Source organism: Psychrobacillus sp. NPDC096389 (assembly GCF_044762855.1).
Lineage (GTDB): Bacteria > Bacillota > Bacilli > Bacillales_A > Planococcaceae > Psychrobacillus.
Genome location: NZ_JBIWFB010000003.1, coordinates 277,750 through 295,395, shown reverse-complemented (window position 1 = coordinate 295,395; position 17,646 = coordinate 277,750). Strand labels below are relative to the sequence as shown.

Annotated in this window: 21 protein-coding genes; 13 read left to right on the top strand and 8 right to left on the bottom strand. The window is 35.1% G+C overall.

What is annotated here, in order from left to right:
* Complete coding sequence (locus ACIQ38_RS10835; protein ID WP_402822221.1) at positions 1 to 543, top strand: GNAT family N-acetyltransferase; 543 nt, start codon at positions 1 to 3, stop codon at positions 541 to 543.
* A gap of 26 nt (positions 544 to 569) precedes the next feature.
* The gene (locus tag ACIQ38_RS10830; RefSeq protein WP_402822218.1) at positions 570 to 1,139 is read left to right on the top strand and encodes a group-specific protein; all 570 of its coding nucleotides are present in this window, start codon (positions 570 to 572) and stop codon (positions 1,137 to 1,139) included.
* A 92-nt stretch (positions 1,140 to 1,231) separates the two neighbouring features.
* On the opposite strand, the gene ACIQ38_RS10825 is transcribed toward ACIQ38_RS10830, so the two are convergent.
* From ACIQ38_RS10825 to azlC, 7 genes are all read right to left on the bottom strand, one after another.
* Positions 1,232 to 2,008 carry an AraC family transcriptional regulator gene (locus tag ACIQ38_RS10825; protein ID WP_402822215.1) on the bottom strand — a complete coding sequence of 259 codons (777 nt, stop codon included), beginning with the start codon at positions 2,006 to 2,008 and terminating at the stop codon, positions 1,232 to 1,234.
* Positions 2,009 to 2,033: 25 nt separating this feature from the next.
* Positions 2,034 to 2,609 (bottom strand): LysE family translocator, encoded by a 576-nt coding sequence (locus ACIQ38_RS10820; RefSeq protein ID WP_402822212.1) that lies wholly within the window; start codon positions 2,607 to 2,609, stop codon positions 2,034 to 2,036.
* Positions 2,610 to 2,695: 86 nt separating this feature from the next.
* Positions 2,696 to 3,145, bottom strand: coding sequence for a PaaI family thioesterase (locus tag ACIQ38_RS10815; RefSeq protein ID WP_402822209.1), 450 nt, complete (start codon positions 3,143 to 3,145; stop codon positions 2,696 to 2,698).
* 168 nt (positions 3,146 to 3,313) lie between these two features.
* Entirely contained in the window at positions 3,314 to 4,426 is a 1,113-nt protein-coding gene (locus tag ACIQ38_RS10810; RefSeq protein ID WP_402822206.1) for an RNA-guided endonuclease TnpB family protein, read from the bottom strand.
* A gap of 11 nt (positions 4,427 to 4,437) precedes the next feature.
* Complete coding sequence (tnpA, locus tag ACIQ38_RS10805) at positions 4,438 to 4,836, bottom strand: IS200/IS605 family transposase (protein WP_402822203.1); 399 nt, start codon at positions 4,834 to 4,836, stop codon at positions 4,438 to 4,440.
* 166 nt (positions 4,837 to 5,002) lie between these two features.
* Positions 5,003 to 5,329: a branched-chain amino acid transporter permease gene (locus ACIQ38_RS10800; protein ID WP_402822200.1), complete on the bottom strand. Its 327-nt coding sequence runs from the start codon at positions 5,327 to 5,329 to the stop codon at positions 5,003 to 5,005.
* Positions 5,326 to 6,036: an azaleucine resistance protein AzlC gene (gene azlC / locus ACIQ38_RS10795; RefSeq protein WP_402822197.1), complete on the bottom strand. Its 711-nt coding sequence runs from the start codon at positions 6,034 to 6,036 to the stop codon at positions 5,326 to 5,328. Before azlC ends, ACIQ38_RS10800 begins: the two co-directional genes overlap by 4 nt.
* Positions 6,037 to 6,178: 142 nt before the next feature.
* Between azlC and ACIQ38_RS10790 the strand changes: the two genes are divergently transcribed.
* Positions 6,179 to 7,567: an aminotransferase-like domain-containing protein gene (locus ACIQ38_RS10790; RefSeq protein ID WP_402822194.1), complete on the top strand. Its 1,389-nt coding sequence runs from the start codon at positions 6,179 to 6,181 to the stop codon at positions 7,565 to 7,567.
* Positions 7,568 to 7,636: 69 nt separating this feature from the next.
* Positions 7,637 to 8,290 (top strand): HAD family hydrolase, encoded by a 654-nt coding sequence (locus ACIQ38_RS10785; RefSeq protein WP_402822191.1) that lies wholly within the window; start codon positions 7,637 to 7,639, stop codon positions 8,288 to 8,290.
* A 251-nt stretch (positions 8,291 to 8,541) separates the two neighbouring features.
* On the opposite strand, the gene ACIQ38_RS10780 is transcribed toward ACIQ38_RS10785, so the two are convergent.
* Complete coding sequence (locus ACIQ38_RS10780) at positions 8,542 to 8,958, bottom strand: DUF4183 domain-containing protein (RefSeq protein ID WP_402822188.1); 417 nt, start codon at positions 8,956 to 8,958, stop codon at positions 8,542 to 8,544.
* A gap of 483 nt (positions 8,959 to 9,441) precedes the next feature.
* Here ACIQ38_RS10780 and ACIQ38_RS10775 point away from each other — a divergent pair, with 483 nt between their 5' ends.
* From ACIQ38_RS10775 to ACIQ38_RS10735, 9 genes are all read left to right on the top strand, one after another.
* Positions 9,442 to 10,749, top strand: a complete 1,308-nt coding sequence (locus ACIQ38_RS10775) for an aspartate aminotransferase family protein (RefSeq protein ID WP_402822185.1) — start codon at positions 9,442 to 9,444, stop codon at positions 10,747 to 10,749.
* On the top strand, positions 10,749 to 11,549 hold the full coding sequence (locus ACIQ38_RS10770) for a transporter substrate-binding domain-containing protein (RefSeq protein ID WP_402822182.1): 801 nt from the start codon (positions 10,749 to 10,751) through the stop codon (positions 11,547 to 11,549). Before ACIQ38_RS10775 ends, ACIQ38_RS10770 begins: the two co-directional genes overlap by 1 nt.
* 39 nt (positions 11,550 to 11,588) lie before the next feature.
* The gene (locus ACIQ38_RS10765; RefSeq protein ID WP_402822179.1) at positions 11,589 to 12,245 is read left to right on the top strand and encodes an amino acid ABC transporter permease; all 657 of its coding nucleotides are present in this window, start codon (positions 11,589 to 11,591) and stop codon (positions 12,243 to 12,245) included.
* Positions 12,238 to 12,960, top strand: a complete 723-nt coding sequence (locus tag ACIQ38_RS10760) for an amino acid ABC transporter ATP-binding protein (RefSeq protein ID WP_402822176.1) — start codon at positions 12,238 to 12,240, stop codon at positions 12,958 to 12,960. The genes ACIQ38_RS10765 and ACIQ38_RS10760 overlap by 8 nt, the downstream gene beginning before the upstream one ends.
* A 657-nt stretch (positions 12,961 to 13,617) precedes the next feature.
* Positions 13,618 to 14,025, top strand: a complete 408-nt coding sequence (locus tag ACIQ38_RS10755; RefSeq protein WP_402822174.1) for a DUF4181 domain-containing protein — start codon at positions 13,618 to 13,620, stop codon at positions 14,023 to 14,025.
* A 31-nt stretch (positions 14,026 to 14,056) separates the two neighbouring features.
* Positions 14,057 to 14,227 carry a hypothetical protein gene (locus ACIQ38_RS10750; protein WP_402822171.1) on the top strand — a complete coding sequence of 57 codons (171 nt, stop codon included), beginning with the start codon at positions 14,057 to 14,059 and terminating at the stop codon, positions 14,225 to 14,227.
* The gene (locus ACIQ38_RS10745; RefSeq protein WP_402822168.1) at positions 14,227 to 14,961 is read left to right on the top strand and encodes a hypothetical protein; all 735 of its coding nucleotides are present in this window, start codon (positions 14,227 to 14,229) and stop codon (positions 14,959 to 14,961) included. Before ACIQ38_RS10750 ends, ACIQ38_RS10745 begins: the two co-directional genes overlap by 1 nt.
* A 392-nt stretch (positions 14,962 to 15,353) precedes the next feature.
* Complete coding sequence (locus tag ACIQ38_RS10740; RefSeq protein ID WP_402822165.1) at positions 15,354 to 15,920, top strand: RNA polymerase sigma factor; 567 nt, start codon at positions 15,354 to 15,356, stop codon at positions 15,918 to 15,920.
* A complete protein-coding gene (locus tag ACIQ38_RS10735) occupies positions 15,898 to 17,520 on the top strand; it encodes a DUF4179 domain-containing protein (protein WP_402822163.1) in 1,623 nt (540 codons plus the stop codon). Before ACIQ38_RS10740 ends, ACIQ38_RS10735 begins: the two co-directional genes overlap by 23 nt.
* The last annotated feature ends 126 nt before the right edge of the window (positions 17,521 to 17,646 follow it).

The window sequence follows — 17,646 nt, the reverse complement described above, 5'->3', positions numbered from 1 at the left end:
ATGAGTAGCATTCTCGTTAGTAGTAAAGTGTTTTTACGTGAAATGGAAGAAAAGGATTGGATGGACGTTCATAAATATGCTTCCAATGAAACAGTATGCGAATATCAACCTTGGGGACCAAACAGTAAAGAAGAATCACAGGATTTTGTAAATCAAGTGCTGGCGGATGCAAAAAGAGTAGAGCGAACACGATTTGTTTTTTCAATCGTTGAAAAGGAAACAGGAAGCATGATTGGAGCGGGGGAGCTTAATATCCGAGACAACCATAATAAGGCTGGAGAAATCGGATATATTGTAAATCCAGATTATTGGGGCAAAGGAATAGCAACCGAAGCAGCAAAGCTTTTAATCGATTTTGGTTTTGAACAATTATATCTTCATCGCATTTATGCAACTTGTGACCCTAGAAATATAGCTTCCAGCAAAGTACTTGAAAAAATAGGGATGGTTCAAGAAGGTAGAATGCGTGAAGATTTACTCATAAAAGATGGATGGAGAGATTCGTTCTTATATAGCATTTTAGAAAAAGAATGGAAAAAGTAACTCTTTCTATGGGGGGATAAAATAGAATGGAATATGTTTACCATATGGTTCCTAACAAAATGGTCGATAATAAGTTGGTATCGTTGAATAGTTTAAAAGAAAAAAATGAGGAACTTTATAAGGAGTATAGTAAGAAATATAATGATCATCCAGATCGATTGAAACTGTTGGAACGTAGAGTACCTAAACTAGATTGCTTATGGAATGATGTGATTTTCTTTTTACCACTCCATCCACATCATGTGTATCGTGCATTAAAGACGATAGGTGTAAATGTCAAAACGAATTTGTTATTTTATAAAATCCCTGTAAAAAAGCTTCTGCAAAATAAAAATGCGGTTTACTGGTATCGGAAAGTATATGATAAAGGTCCAGCTAGTGAGATAGCTATCGAGGATATTGAACTAATTAATATGGAAAGCTTCGAAGAACTAATTCAAATTCCAAAAGACACAGTGACCTATTTCCAAGAAGAACATAGGAATGGAAATAAGTTTGGTATGTTTGTATACATACCACATATTTTGAGTTTAGGAGAAGTTAGTATAGAAAATGTGGAAGTTATTAATTGGAGCGAGGAATTAGAACAAATTTAATCAATTACGCCAAGGCGTAATTGATTTTCGTGGGAGTTTGTTGATATCAATTTTATTTCTCTTTTATATGACCTATCTAAATTTCATCAGTATCAATTTAGATGCGACATATATTCAAATGCCGTTGTTCCATAGATGCTTTTAAAGTGTTTGTTTAAATGAGTCAAATCAACAAACCCACAAGCAGCAACTGCCGAATAGATATCCCTGTTTTTCTCTATTAACTTCTTTGCACGTTCTATCTTGCAGTTTAGAAAGTATTGATATGGTGTAATTCCAGTATGGGCTTTGAAAGACCTAATAAATTGAAACTTCGATACATTAAGCTCTTTACATATCTCATCCAGTTTAAGTACTTTATCCAAGTCAGCGTGCAGCATATCCTTAGCTTTTTTTATGAGCGCATTGTCTTTTTTATAGTTGGTAGAAAGTTCAGTTTGAAAAAGGCTATCCGTTAGTGATAAGAATAATTCATTGCATATAGCCTCATCTTTTTCGCTTAATACTGCATTTGAAAGACTTAAGATACTTTGCTTTATTCTTTTATCGTATATAATTGGGGTTGAAAAGTTCATTATATCCTTTTTTCGGGTAGCCTCTAAAAGTAATTCTGGCTCAATATAAAGCATCACATAATCAATACCTGACGCATCATATGCCATTCCATCATGTGTTTGTTCCGGATTAAAAAGCATCACACCATTTGGTGAGGAGGATTGTAAGCTACCACCCAGGTGATACTGTTGAATACCTCGTAATGTTACCCCGATTGCATACTCCTTGTGCGCGTGCTTTTTGTATGTAAAATCAGTCATACTAGCAGATAAGGCAGTAATACCCGCCGATTTTTTATAGATAAATTTGTCCATTTTATTCACCTCTTCAAACGTTACCTTACATCCAAATCATGATAGTAGCATAAACCAAAGATAATGCCATGATCACATTCACTATCTTTTCATGCTTCTGTAGATACTGCTTGAAGATCGCACCGAAAAGAACCCAAGTAGTAAATGCTAAAAATCCAATAATCGTTATAACTATAACATTTATTGTCACTGCTGGCGTGACGCTATAGTATGGTAAAACAAAGCTAGGAATGACAGTCAGTGTAAATAGTACAACTTTCGGATTTAAAAATTGCATTAGAAATCCTGACATAAAAGTGCCCGTTCTATTATCAGTTGGTTCCGATGAATCCATTTTATAAATTTGATAGGCAAGGTATAACATATAAAGACTTCCGATTATCTGCATACCTATTAAAATTTTGGGAATGACTGTTATAAGCACCGTATTCAATATAGCAGAAAGACCAAGTAACAAACCAAAAGCAATCGTTGCTCCATACGTATATTCCATTGCCTTTTTTGGTCCATAATTATGCACGGTAGATAATATGACGATATTCGTAGGACCTGGTGTAAAAGTGACGATAAAGCAGTATATTAAAAAAGATGTAATATTCATGAGGAAACTCCTTTCAAGTCTTCTTATGAATAGTACATCTTATTATTTAAAGGTATATAGTACATTATTGCACGACTGCAAGTAAACTATCTCTCTAATTCAATAAAATAATGGTCTTTTCGGTAAGACATAGCCTCCATAGTAGCTATCAAGTTATCTTCATGATAAACCTCAATTCGATAGAAGCCTGTGCGGAAATTTCGTTTAACTTCTGTTGCACGGGCAACTAACTTGTCCCCCGGTTTAGCTGATTCCATAAACTGTATCGTTGTATTTACTCCTAATGATGTTTTTCCAAAAGCATTGCAAGCTACCGAAAAAGCATAGTCTGCTAAAGCATAAATAATGGCACCATGTACAGTTCCATATGCATTGACCATTTGACTTTGTACTTCTAATTGGGCCTGCGCAAAATCAGCTTTGAATTCGGTTAGCTCAATACCTAAAGAAAGTGCATAAGGATCATTCTTTACTTTTTGCAAAATTGCTTCGTAATGGGTTTCGTGAATTTCTAATTCATTTATTCTTTGTTTCATTTTTCCTATCCCCTTTGTTTGAATGAATGTGAACTACTCCCACCACTTAACACCCTTACGGGATGTTTGAAGTGGGGGCTTCTCGGTTAGTCGTTACTTTTGTTAGCTAACGAATTAGTCATAAGACTGCGAGCTACCTCCCATGTTCCATGGGTTCTTTGATTCTAATTACACTAAGGCTAATAAGCGTATTGCTTCATTTCTAATATTGAGTGCAGAATTATAATCTCTATCGAGATTTACACCACATGTGCAAGCATACACTCGTTCAGATAGTGATATATCCTTCACAGCTTCACAATTACTACAAGTTTTTGTAGATGGAAACCATTTGTCTATTTTCACAAGTTGTTTTCCTTGTTCTTGTAATTTGTACGATAAGAAAGTAGTGAACATTCCCCAACCATTATCAGCGACGCTTTTACCAAAGTTAAGTGCTCGGGACATACCTTTCATGTTCAAGTCTTCGATTGCTACAACATCAAACTGTGTAGTCAATTCTTTTGACTTGTGGTGAAGGAAGTTATTTCGTTGATTTGCTACTTTCTCATGTAATTTAGCTACCACAATACGTTGCTTATTCCAACGAGCAGAACCTTTGATTCTTCTTGATAGAACTCGTTGAGCTTTTGCTAATCTACCTACCATTTGACGATAGAAGCGAGGGTAATTGGCTTTTTCACCTTCGCTGCTAACGTATAATTCAGACATAGCAAAATCTAAACCTACAATGGATTCTGATTCTTTTTGAACGATTTCTTTTTCGTATTCAGTCAAAATAGAAACATAATACTTACCAGTTGGTGTCATAGAAATAGTGCATGACTTGATGATATGGTCTTGTGGTATTTCTCTATGTTGTTTGATACGTACCATTTTAAGTTTCGGCAATTTAATATGGCGTGCAAATAACATAATATTTCCGTTTACTACATTTGTTTTATATGAATTTCTACCTTTTTTACTTTTGAACGTAGGAAATTCATTTTGACCACTAAAGAAGTGCTTGTAAGCAGTTTGTAAGTTTAGTTGAGCGTTCGCTAATGCTAACGAATCTACTTCTTTTAACCACTCAAACTCTAATTTATATTTTGCAGGAGTTGGTAGCTTTTGTTTCTTTAATTGTTCACTATCATCTTTGTATTTCTCGTATGCTACTTTACGTTCTGCCAACATTTTGTTGTAGACAAATCTCACACAACCGAAAGTTTTACGTATAAGAAACGCTTGGTCTTCTGTTGGGTACAAACGGAACTTATATGCCTTATTTTGCTTTACCATATCATTTCACCTCACTTTTCACCTTGATTTTCAATATACTTTTTAACTACATCTATTGGTGAGCCACCAGTAGTTAGTAAGCAGAAACTTCTAGACCAAAACATTTCTTTCCACAGTTTCTTTTTTACTTTAGGAAAGTCTTTCTTTATTAGTCGAGAACTTGCACTCTTATACGAATTAATGAATTTTGTCATTTCTGTATTTGGATGTGCTTTGAACAGAATATGAACATGGTCTACATCATGATTCCATTCAACTAACGTGATGTTATAGTTTTCTGAAAGCCTTACAAACATATCTTTTGCATAGTCTGACATAGTATCATCAAATACATTTCTTCTGTATTTCACGACTAATACAAGGTGATAATGCAATAAGAACACTGAATGATTATTACTATCTAATTTCATTGATTTACCAACCTTTAATCTTTATAAGACTGATTATATCAGAACCAAGAATAAAAGACAAAATCCTTTTGGCTGTCGCCAAACCGAAATTCATCTCCCACCTAAAATTGGGCTTATTCAGCCCTTCAAGAATTTTTGAGGAAGGAGAATTCTTTCGGATAGTTCGTTAAAAAATAAATTGAACAAGTAACATGTAAACAATTGTCCCAGCAGCTATGGATAACAACATATTACGCTTCCAAAGATGCAATCCAGTCACAATTGCCACTGCAAACAATTCCGGAATACCATGTGAGCCAGTGAAAAGGGTGACATCTTTCAAACAATAGATGACTAACAGACCAATAACTGCTAATGGCAACACGCTGCCGAGATATTGAACATATGGAGGGGTAGTTTTACCAGTAGAAAATAATAAAAACGGTATAAAACGAGTGAGCACCGTTCCTAACACTACCATGGCAATCGTAATAATTTGAAAGCTTAAACTCATGCTGTTACCTCCTTCTGTTCGGAAACTTTTCTCATAATTGTTACGCCTGCTAAAATAGCAATCATGGCAGGGAGAATGAAGCCACTACCACCAAAAATGACAAGACTAATAATAGACGCAGTCAGACCAATAGTAGCAACCAAATGTTTTTTCTCTTTCAGCCATTGTTCAATAAAGATGACGACAAATAGTGCAGTCATGACGAATTCAAGCCCCTCTGTATTAAAGTGAATCAGAGAGCCAAATAGACCACCAAGTGTGGAGCCAAGCACCCAATAACTATGGTTCAACAACGTCACAAATGTCATAAACCATCCTTTATCCACATCTTTTGGGATATTAGCAGAATAATTGATAGAAAAAGATTCATCACACATACCGAAAATAAGGTAGGCTTTCTTTCTCCCTGTCCCTTTGTACTTCTCCAACATGGAAATCCCATAAAATAAATGACGTGCATTCACTGTTAAGGTGAGTACCAGTGCATTTAATGGGTTGAAGGACATCAATAATAAATTTGCTGCTAAAAATTCCATGGAACCTGCAAAAATGAGAAGACTCATCAAAATCGGATAAATTGCGTTAAACCCTAAGGATTGCATATACATTCCATAAGCAATACCTAAAAATACAAATCCCGCAAAAATAGGGATGGTATGCGGGAAAGCCGCCTGAAAGGCTTTCCATATCATTTCTCTTTTGTTCATTTGTTTCACTTCCTCAGATGCTTTGCTAGCTTCAATATAGCATTAAAAATCCATACAAAAAACAATTAAATTGTATGTATTACAATTTAATTCATAAAATTCGGTGTATAATTGTAAGGAAAAAGAGGAAAGAGGTGTTACAATGCCTGTCAATTCGTTCGATCAGTACCCGATGTCTTGGAAACCAGAAAAGGCTCATTTAACAAGGCCATACTATCAATCGATAGCCGCGTTATTGGAACAAGATATTATGAAAGGCTTTTTAGCGCCTGGAACAAAATTACCTCCTCAACGAGAATTGGCTGATTTTCTTGATTTAAATTTTACGACGATTACACGTGCCTATAAACTTTGTGAGCGAAGAGGTTTTATCTACGCAACAACAGGTAGTGGAACTTTCGTGGCGCCAAATGCAACTCGGTCTATTACTATTTCGTCAGAAAGTTCGAGAAATATGCTAGACCTTGCCTTCGTTGCTTCCTTTGAGCAAACAAATAAACTCATAGAAGAGACGCTTCAAAAAGTAGTGAATAAAAACTATGTAACGAGGTTACTCAATTACAACGATCCAACGGGTATCCCTCACCAAAAAACTGCCGGCTTAAATTGGATGAAGTCATTTAATATTCAGGCGGACCAAGAGCGAATGGTCATTGTGTCAGGTGCTCAAAATGCTTTAGCGATTACTTTAACAGCTTTATTCGAACCTGGACAACGTATAGCGACGGATTTCTACACGTATTCTAACTTTATAGAATTAGCAAAATTATTACATATACAGCTTGTACCAATTGATGGAGATGCCTTTGGGATGCTACCAGAAGAACTCGAAAAGCATTGCACTCAAATGAAAATTCACGGGATTTTCTTAATGCCATCTTGCTCCAATCCAACTACTATTATGATGTCAGACCGTAGAAAACAAGCATTAGCAGATGTCATTCGTCAATATCGGTTAATCTTAATAGAAGATGATATTCATGCTTTTTTAACAGCAGGGATAATAGAAGATTACAAACAGCCGATGTTTAACTTATTACCAGAACAAACGGTATATATTTGTGGGACTTCTAAATCGATTTGCTCAGGTCTTCGTGTAGCTTATATGGTGTATAGCGACGCTTTTCATCATAAAATTCTACAGTCCATCTATACAATAAATGTAAAAACCTCTTCATTTGATGCAGAAGTAATTACCGAATTGATTCTTTCTGGAGTAGCATCTAAAATTGCTAATCAAAAGAAGCAACTGGCACAAATGGCCAATGACATCTATACAAATTATTTTCCTTTAAAAAGTTTAGGGGAACATCCACTTAGTTTTTATCGTTGGTTACCGATTCAAACAAGTTTAAACTCTTCACAAATCGAAATGGATTTGAAAAATATGGGGATAAGTGTCTTTCATTCCGATCGATTTATGAGTGGACGTTCAACAAAGGATCATTATTTACGCATAGCGCTTTCCTCTACGAATACTTTAGATGAGTTACAAATGGGATTAAATACACTTAAACAGTATCTTGGTTAGGACAAGTAAGTAGGATCAATATCTAAAAAAATACAGTTATTCAAGCAGAATAAAAAGGGAGAGAAAGAAATGTTACAATCAATCATTTTTGATATGGATGGAACTCTATTTCAAACAGATAAAATTCTAGAATTATCGTTAGAAGATACTTTTAACTATTTAAGGTCACTAGATAAATGGCATACAGTAACTCCAATTGATAAATATCGTGAAATAATGGGGGTACCATTACCGAAAGTATGGGAAGCTTTATTGCCTGATCATTCTGATGAAGTAAGAGAGCAAGTGGATGCTTATTTTCTAGAGAGATTAATTGAAAATATTAGAAGTGGAAAAGGTGCTTTATATCCTAATGTAAAAGAGGTTTTTAGCTATTTAAAAGAAAATAATTGTTCTATCTACATAGCAAGCAATGGTTTAACGGAATACTTAAAAACAATTGTGCATTATTATCATTTGGATAATTGGGTTACCGAAACATTTAGTATTCAACAAATACAGACACTCGATAAAGGCGATTTAGTAAAAAAAATTATTGAAAGATATGATATTAATAAAGCCGCGGTAGTTGGAGATCGTTTTTCTGATATAAAAGCGGCTAAAGATAATGAGTTAATAGCTATTGGCTGTAATTTTGATTTTGCTCAGGAAGAGGAACTTGCACAGGCAGATATAGTTATAGATGATTTGATAGTGTTAAAAACAATTGTACATAACATGTAAAAAAATTTAAAAACGAATGTGGAGAGCCGTAATATGTATGGCTCCCTACTAAATTTTGATTTACTAAAAATATCCATAAGTTTGTTTACATACCTCATATTTTCAGTTTAAGAGAAGGAAGCATAGTAGGTGCGGATGTTATCACTTAAAACTCCTCGTATTCAGCAGAAACTAAGTACTTCTTTTGGCGATTCTTCCGGTAGTTTTGTTCTGCGGTCATCTCAATAATCAAAATCTACAAGATATTATACTTAGTTATATGAAAATCCTACTGATTCTATAATAATTGGAGTTCCAGCATATATAGTAGCAACATTGGGGGTAATGGTTAATGAATCCGATGTTACTGTATACATACCACCTTCTTGCAAAACCGCATTGATGTAAAGATTGGCATATCCATTTGGATTATAAATATTAAATTCTATTACTGTATCGCTATTATCATTCCAGAACAGATTAGCTGGAATGGTTGCTCCGTTTGTTAGATTGATATTGCTCGTAGCAATATAGAAATATCTATTGATAGTAGGAATAATTTCCCCACTAGGGACAATGACTGGGGGAAGGGGGACAATAGGTTGAGTAATTGCTTTTATAGGTGGCCAAGAAGTTTTTTTCTTTATACAACAATCATTGCAAACGAATGTTTGACGTTTATTATTCATTAGTGTTTGTTACCTCCCTTTTCAAATTATCTACAAAATCAAATGCAACTGACGGCTTGGACAAAGGAGATTTGATAATGCCTCTAGATTGGTATTAACATTATATTCATTACTTATAAAAGCTTGAGGGCTTCCGCCTAGGAGGACAATGCAAGCATGAAATTGGACACTCTGAGGAGACAAGAGTTTCCCATTCTATTTTGATTAAATATCAGCATTATTATTTAACATAGCTTTAGATAATTGAACATAGTTGCTGTAAATAGAAAGGGAATGAACGTACAGAAAATTGCACCAATTTAAACTTTATATTTGCGAAAAAAACTTATTGAATAATTATGCGCGAGGGTCTATATTGTATACATACTAAAAAAGCAGTTAAGGATGAACAATGCACTTTAAGCTAATAATATGCATTATTAGATTGCGTTCAGTTCTTCGTTATCAAATAGAATAACTTATGGAAAAGTGAAGGTGAACAGTTTGAGTAACTGGTTAGAATTATATGATCAAATGGGAGATTATCTAGCGCCAAGTATGGCAAAGGATCATCCAAATATACCGATTGTGAAAGAAGAGGGCTGTTACTACTATGGTGCAGACGGCAAAACTTATTTGGATTTTACGTCGGGGATTGCGGTAGCTAATACAGGGCATCGTCATCCAAAAGTGGTACAAAGTATTAAGGATGCAGCGGATCAGCTTGTACATGGCCCATCTGGCGTTATTATGTACGAATCTATTTTACAGCTATCCAAAAACCTAGGCGATGTATTACCTGGAAATTTAGATTGCTTTTTCTTCGCAAATAGCGGAACAGAAGCGATTGAAGGTGCATTAAAACTTGCGAAGTTCGTAACAGAGCGTCCTTATGTCGTATCATTTACCGGTTGTTTTCATGGTCGTTCTCTTGGAGCGCTAGGAGTGACAACATCTAAAAGTAAATATCGTAAGTTTTTACAGCCGTCGCATCTTTCTTATCAAATTCCGTATGCTGACGTAAAAGGCTGTCCAGCTGGAGCAAATCCGGAAGTTTACTGTGTAGAACAGCTTGAAAAAGATTTTACACGTTTATTCAAACATCAAGTGACACCAGAAGAAGTGGCTTGTGTTATTTTAGAGCCGGTGCTTGGTGAAGGTGGATACATCATTCCTCCGAAGGCATGGGTAAAGAAAATTCGAGAAATTTGTGATGAGCACGGCATTTTATTAATCTTCGATGAAGTGCAAACAGGCTTCGGTCGTACTGGCGAATGGTTTGCGGCGCAATACTTTGACGTGACACCGGACATTATGGCAATTGCAAAAGGCATTGCATCTGGTCTTCCATTAAGTGCAACGGTCGCGTCGAAAGAATTAATGAAAAAATGGCCGCTTGGCATGCATGGTACTACATTCGGTGGTAATCCAATTGCATGTTCAGTTGCATTAACAACTTTAGAAATTCTACATGAAGAAAACCTGGTGGAAAACTCGAAAGTAGTTGGGGCATACGCAACGGAGCAGTTAAAAAAACTTCAAGCAAAATATCCAATTATAAGCGATATCCGCTCAGTAGGTTTAATGATAGGAATCGAAATTTCCAATCCAGAAACGGGTAAAGTTGATGGACAAGCAGTGATGAAAATCCTGGACTATGCATTAGAAGAAGGCGTTCTTTTCTATCTATGTGGAAACGAAGGGGAAGTTATTCGAATGATTCCACCTTTAACCATAACAAAAGCACAAATAGATGATGGTTTAGAAATGTTAGAAAAGGCAATTAATCGTTATATGGAGGAGAAGAAATAATGAAAAATAAATTATTTATGTTCCTGGTAGTGCTTATAATCGCTGCATTAGCAGCTTGTGGTACTAAATCAGACAATGAGAAATCATCCGGTAGTGAAGGAACTACAACAGAAGGTAAAAAAGTATTAGTGATGGGTACATCTGCAGATTATCCGCCATTCGAATTTGTAGACACAGCAAAAGGCGAAGAAATTATTGGATTTGACATTGACCTTGCCAATTTAATCGCTGAAAAATTAGATTTTGAAGTAAAAGTAGAAAACATTGACTTTAACGGTTTAATCCCAGCAATCCAAGCTGGCAAAGTAGATTTCGTACTAGCAGGTATGAGTCCAAATCCAGAACGTGACAAAGTAGTAGACTTCTCGGAACCATACAACGAAACACAGCAAATGGTAGTGACGAAAAAAGACAGCGGTATTAAGACAGTAGAAGATCTAAAAGGTAAAACAGTAGGTGCGCAAATTTCTTCCATTCAAGAAGATCTTGCAAAAGAAGTAGCAGAAACAGTTGATATGAAAGTTGAAAGCCGTAACTTAATCCCAGAAGTAGTACAAGAATTAATGACAAAACGCTTTGACGCTGCAATTATTGAAGATATCGTAGCGGAAAATTACGTAAAGCGTAATCCCGATTTAACTTATTTCCCAGTTGTCGTGGACGATATAGACTATAAAGCGGCTGTATTCCCAGAAGGAAGCGAGTTAAAAGCACAATTTGACCAAGCAATAAAAGAATTAATCGATAGTGGTAAAATCGAAGAATTAAGACAGAAATGGTTTGTAGCGGAAGCTGAATAAAATCATTTAAATAGTTCGAATAGAAAGGAGGGCAACGATATGTTAGATTTTCAAGCAGTCGTTCCCTCTATTCCTTATATAATAAAGGGAATAGGTGTTACGCTTCAAATCGTTATTGGAGCAACTATACTAGGAATGGTGCTAGGTATTTTACTGGCGCTTTGTAAAATCGGGAAAATTACTGTACTAAGAATCATTGCAGATTTTTATACATCCATTTTCCGTGGAACTCCCCTCGTTTTACAATTAATGATTATTTATTATGCTATTCCTCAGCTTTTTGATATTAATATTGATCCGATGCCAGCAGCTATTCTTGCATTTGGTTTAAATTCTGGTGCATATATTTCCGAAATCATTCGTGGTGGTATTAATGCGGTCGATAAAGGGCAACAAGAAGCATCTCTCGCATTAGGTATTCCATATGCAAAAATGATGAAAGATATTATTTTACCGCAGGCGATGAAAAACATTATGCCAGCATTAATGAATGAATTTATCACATTAAATAAAGAGTCAGCTATTGTAACAGTAATCGGTGCTTTAGATATTATGCGCCGTGCTTATGTAGTAGGTGGTTCGAATTATCATTATTTAGAAGCTTTAATGGTTGCTGGTGTGATTTATTACATTATGACGCTCATTTTAACATTCCTTGGTAAAAAGCTAGAAAAGAGGATGAGTAGAAGTGATTAAAGTAGAGAACTTGCATAAATCATTCGGTAAAAATGAAGTGCTAAAAGGCATTTCAACGGAGATCAAAGAAAAAGAAGTAATTGCAATCATTGGTCCATCTGGCTCTGGAAAATCTACATTTTTACGTTGCATAAACTTACTAGAAGAGCCGACGAATGGTGTCATTACAATCGGAAAAGACGTTGTAACGGACAAACGTACAAACATTATGAAAGTACGCGAAAATGTAGGAATGGTATTTCAACATTTCCACTTATTCCCTCATAAAACAGTGCTCGACAATATTACGTATGCACCAAGAAACGTGCAAGGAGTTTCGAAAACAGAAGCCACATCAAAAGCAGAGGAGCTATTACGTCAAGTTGGTCTTTATGAGAAACGTGACGCTTATCCAAACCGCTTATCAGGTGGGCAAAAGCAACGTGTAGCGATTGCACGTGCATTAGCGATGAATCCTTCTGTTATGTTATTTGATGAGCCAACATCAGCACTTGATCCAGAGATGGTAAAAGAAGTGCTTGAGGTAATGAAGTCACTTGCTGATTCAGGTATGACGATGATTATTGTTACACATGAAATGAACTTTGCACGAGAAGTAGCAGATCGTATATTATTCTTAGACGGCGGTCAACTTGTAGAAGATACGCCACCTGCCCAATTTTTCACGGAGCCAAAATCGACTCGTGCGAAAGAGTTTTTAGAGAAAGTTTTATAGTAGATACTGAGCAATCCCTTTTTAGGAAGGGGTTGCTTTTTTGTTTTGTACTTGACGTGGGGTGAATGTTGCGCAAATGACCAATAATGTTGCGCGTTTGAAGGTGAACGTTGCGAATATGGTTTCTAACATTGCGAGTATAGCTTGATATGTTGCGCATTAATAAATTGCCCCCTAATTATGAAGAGCAGATGCTTGCGCTCTCCCTCTGAACATTTCATATCAAATAAAATAACTTACACAAAGTTCAAAAATATGAAACAAGTTACTATATTTACACGTAGAATAGAATGTAAGAGCCCAATGAAGGAGGAAATAAACTGGCTACTTTAAAAATGTCTGCTGTGCTCGCTTTTCAAGTTTTAGTTTATTTAATACTTGGTTTTATTTTAACTGAGAAAATATTGCGAGTAATATACGCCAACAATGTTATTGCCTACAGTGGAAACACTTGGGTTAATTGGTTTGGAGTTTCGTTTTTATTGTATTTTTTCTATACAATGATACGTGTCTTGTTCAATCGAAATAATCAAGAACGATATAAAGAACGCACCAGTTCGATTATTTTTTGGCTACTTTTTATAGCGTCACTTTATGTAGTTTTTATTCCTTTTATTAAAGGAGAGAACCCCTTTTAGTTGAAAAGGAGAGTTGAATATGCAATGGGCAGTAATTATTTTGATTTTTATTCTTTTAATTATTAGTAGTCTATTGTTAGAACGATTTATTAAAAAGAAGCTTTATCTTCCAAGGAAGTATAAAGCTAATAAAAGGTTTACTAAAAATCAAACTTTTATAGAGGGTATAATTGTTATTATCGCTGTAGTTGGCTGTATTTTGGCTAATATTTCAAGATACGAGAATGGAGATTATCATCCTATTAATCCAATTCCCATGTATTTATGGTTTTCTTTATACATGCTTATTTTGTTTGGGTTCAGAGGTTTCTTGGCAAGACGATATGCCGAAAATTCTAACGAGCAATATTATTATTTCACTTTTGCCGTTTGGATTCCGATTAATCTAATGCTTGTAATTTTTGCAGCGAAGTTTTTTATTGGATGAGATTTTTAGTAGGAAGGAGAGCGATTAGATAATGAATAATTGGCTATACACATTGTACTTTATAGTGCTTGGAATTATTTCTTTTATAACAGGGGAAGTTGTCACTTTTGTCATGCTAGGGCTTATTTTGATTAGTTTAACGAATATACATTCTACGCTAAAGGAAATGTTAAAAGTAAATAAAGAGAAAGGAAATTCCTAATGACTCGAAGTAAAATAGTTAGACCTGTTTTGCTCCTAATAATCATGATTTTCATGGTGATAGGCTGCACTAGCAAAGAAGATGAAACTTTTTTGGAAAAGGTGAAAGGGACAGGTTTTGCATATAGTGAGTATTATAAGTCAGTAGATCAACAAGATGAAAGAAAAAACGTTACATATTATACGCCTTTGTCAATCGATGAGATGCTGAATACTGCACCAAATTTTATTAAGAATTCTATTCATCCAATTGATATAGAAAAATTGCCTTTCCAAGTAAATGAGCAAACTGCATATGTCGTAACATCTGAAGATGCAAATGAAAATACACAAAATCAAGTCCAGCTGACATATACCCATACAGATGAATACAATCAAACAGAAGAGTTTTTTATTATCACGGTCACAGAGCTCAATGAAAATCCACTGGATAAATATGATTTCTCTAAACAACAAACCGACACAGCGGGTAACGAGTTAAGAAAAGAAATACTAAAAGATGATATCCCGATTTTTCACCAAGTGATTACTACAGATGGAGCACTAGCTTATAGATATTATTCGTACGATGAAACGAACAAACAAGTATCCACCGTGGTTACCTCAGCAAATGAATTGTATACTTATTATAATGGCTATCTTTATCACGTAGGATATGTAACAGAAAACAAAAATACAAAGGAAGTCCAAGAGGAAATTCTTCAACTAACTAAAGAGTTTGTTTTAGGTATCTAGTTACCAGTGGGCGCTAGTGTCAGTATTCGATGCATTGATGTTCGCAGTAGCTTTTGCAATATTAATCGTAGTAATTCTGTCATTTAACCATAAAAATAACCCACCTTTGAGTTGAGAGCTCGTGTGAGTTATTACCTGTTCAATAGCCAATCCCTCTTGAAGGGAAATTACTATTATATTCGGTTGTTTGATGTTAGCACATCAAATGACCTTTTTTATTTTAACCTTTTGTAGTTCACGTTTGATTTATTAGTTTCTCAAGTAATCAGATTACATGAGGGAAAATGGATTTTATTATTAACAAAATGAAATTATTATACAGGTAGACTCGTTAGTATAGATGAGTGATCAAAACGAGACATGCGCATGGTCGTTTTAGCAAGGAGGTTAACATGGAAGAAGAGTTGCAGTGGATCCAGGAAGTGCTTTCTGGAAATAAACAAGCATACGCACACATTATTAATAAATATAAAAATAGGCTATATGCAACGATTTTACGAATGACGAGAAATCCACAAAATGCCCAAGATTTAGTACAGGAAGCATTTATTAAAGTGTATCAACAATTAAATAAATATGATCAAAAAGGTTCGTTTTCTAGTTGGATCTATAGAGTCGCGATCAATCATTGTATGGATGAATTTCGTAAAAAAAGCTACAAGATGAAGCAAGTGGAAATTAATGAAGAGAAAATCGTTAACACGAATCATCCTGAAGTTGTCTTCTTGAAAAAAGAGAAAAGCAGACAGCTAGAAAAACTCATTGCAATTCTACCGGAAGATGAACGGATGATTATTCTTCTGCGATATGTAAATGAACTGAGCTATAACGAAATAAGCGAGCTAATTGAAATTCCACTCTCCGATGTACGTAATAAACTGCATCGAGCAAAGAAAAAAATGAGAGACACAGTAAAACGAGAAGGAGGCTATTTTTATGAACTGTCCGAAGGCAGATAAACTTTCTCAGTACGTTGATAACCTGCTTACTAATGAGGAGAATACTGAAATACAAACTCACGTAAAAAGTTGCGAGAGTTGCATACGAGTCGTCCAAGCTTTTCAAGAAGAACAACAATTTTTAAAAGAAACTCTACAAACACCAACATTGCCAGATGATTTTGCTTCCATCGTTTTGGAGCAGTTGGAGCCTTATAAACAGAATAGAATTCGTCGCAAGAAAACTCCTTGGAAACGTATTATGCTAACCGCAGCAGGTATTGTATTGGCATTTGGATTGACTGCTACACTGAGTCCTAGTTTTGCTCAGTTAATAGGTGGATTTTTTGGTTCAGAAGAAGTGGATGAAGGATTAAGAATGGCTACTGAGGCAGGTTTAGGAGAAAGAGTAAATCTGGAAGTTACGGATCATGGAATTACGCTCAAAGTGGAAGATTTGGTTGTTGATTCGTCTCGAGTTGCTTTGTCTTATCAAGTGTTAGATAAAAAAGGAAAACCAAAAGATACGTATTTTAGCTTTCCGGATGCTCAGAATGAAATCATCGTAACCGACCAGACCGGAAAGGTATTAGATGGGCTAAACTCTAACTCGAGTTGGAGAAGGGGGAGCGATTATGGACTGATTGAATACTCATTGCGCGAACATAGTAATCTGGAGAAGATAATTATTAAATTCGATTTAGTAGAGTTAAATGGAGTAAAGGGGAACTGGAAATTAGAAGTCCCAGTCGATATAAAAGAAAATAGTAAATTGACAACTACTACACCTATTAATGATGTTAAAACAAGTAGTCACGGGGTAAATATTGCGATGAAGAAAGTCCAGTTTGCCCCTTCTGCTAACGAATTATTTTATGAAACTTCCTTTACACAAGCAGAACAGGAAAAAGTAGAAGAACATATACAAAAGCTTGAAGAACAATTCGGCGAGCGAAGTGTAAGCACTTTTACTAACTATGGAACAGCGATTCAATATCATATTGAAAATGAGGAAAAGAAACTAATTTATGAGCACAATACTTTTGCAGATGGCCAAGGTCATCCAAGTAGCTCAAGGGCTCTACATGGGTATGGTATGTATACGGAGCAACTTGGACAAATTACATGGAATGATTCATTTATTCCACAAAAAGATAAAAGCAAGCTTACTTTTGTATTAGATGGAGTATTTAAAACTGTGCCTACGGATTTCTCTATTAAAATAAAACCGAAAGAACTGAAAAAAGATCCCGTTTTATTTGAATACGAAGGTAATTTTATGACAATTAAAACAGCAAAAAAAGTTAATAATTATTCGCTTCGTAAATCACTCCTCCCAATTAAAAAGGAAACAATCTTTAAAATTGAAATGGAAGGTGGACGAGAAGCGACTGCTACTGAAATGGGCACATGGGTTTTGGTAGATAACAAAGGAAAAACTTATTTTGCTTATCCAAGCGGATCTATTCTTGATGAAAAAGACAAAAACGATCGTTATAAAACAACAATAGATATTAGGACATACGAGTTAGATGAGGTCCCAGAAGAATTAACATTACATCTTCTTTCTGTGACTAGATATGAGAAAGTGGAAGATGAATGGAAGGTTCCATTATATTGAATTGTTAATAAAGCATCTTATTCTACAGTTAAATTGTGGAATAAGATGTTTTTTAAATATGTGGGATAAGTATCTTGCTATTGCTGAAGCCTACTTTGCGATTAGTCAGTACTATTTTGCGATTCT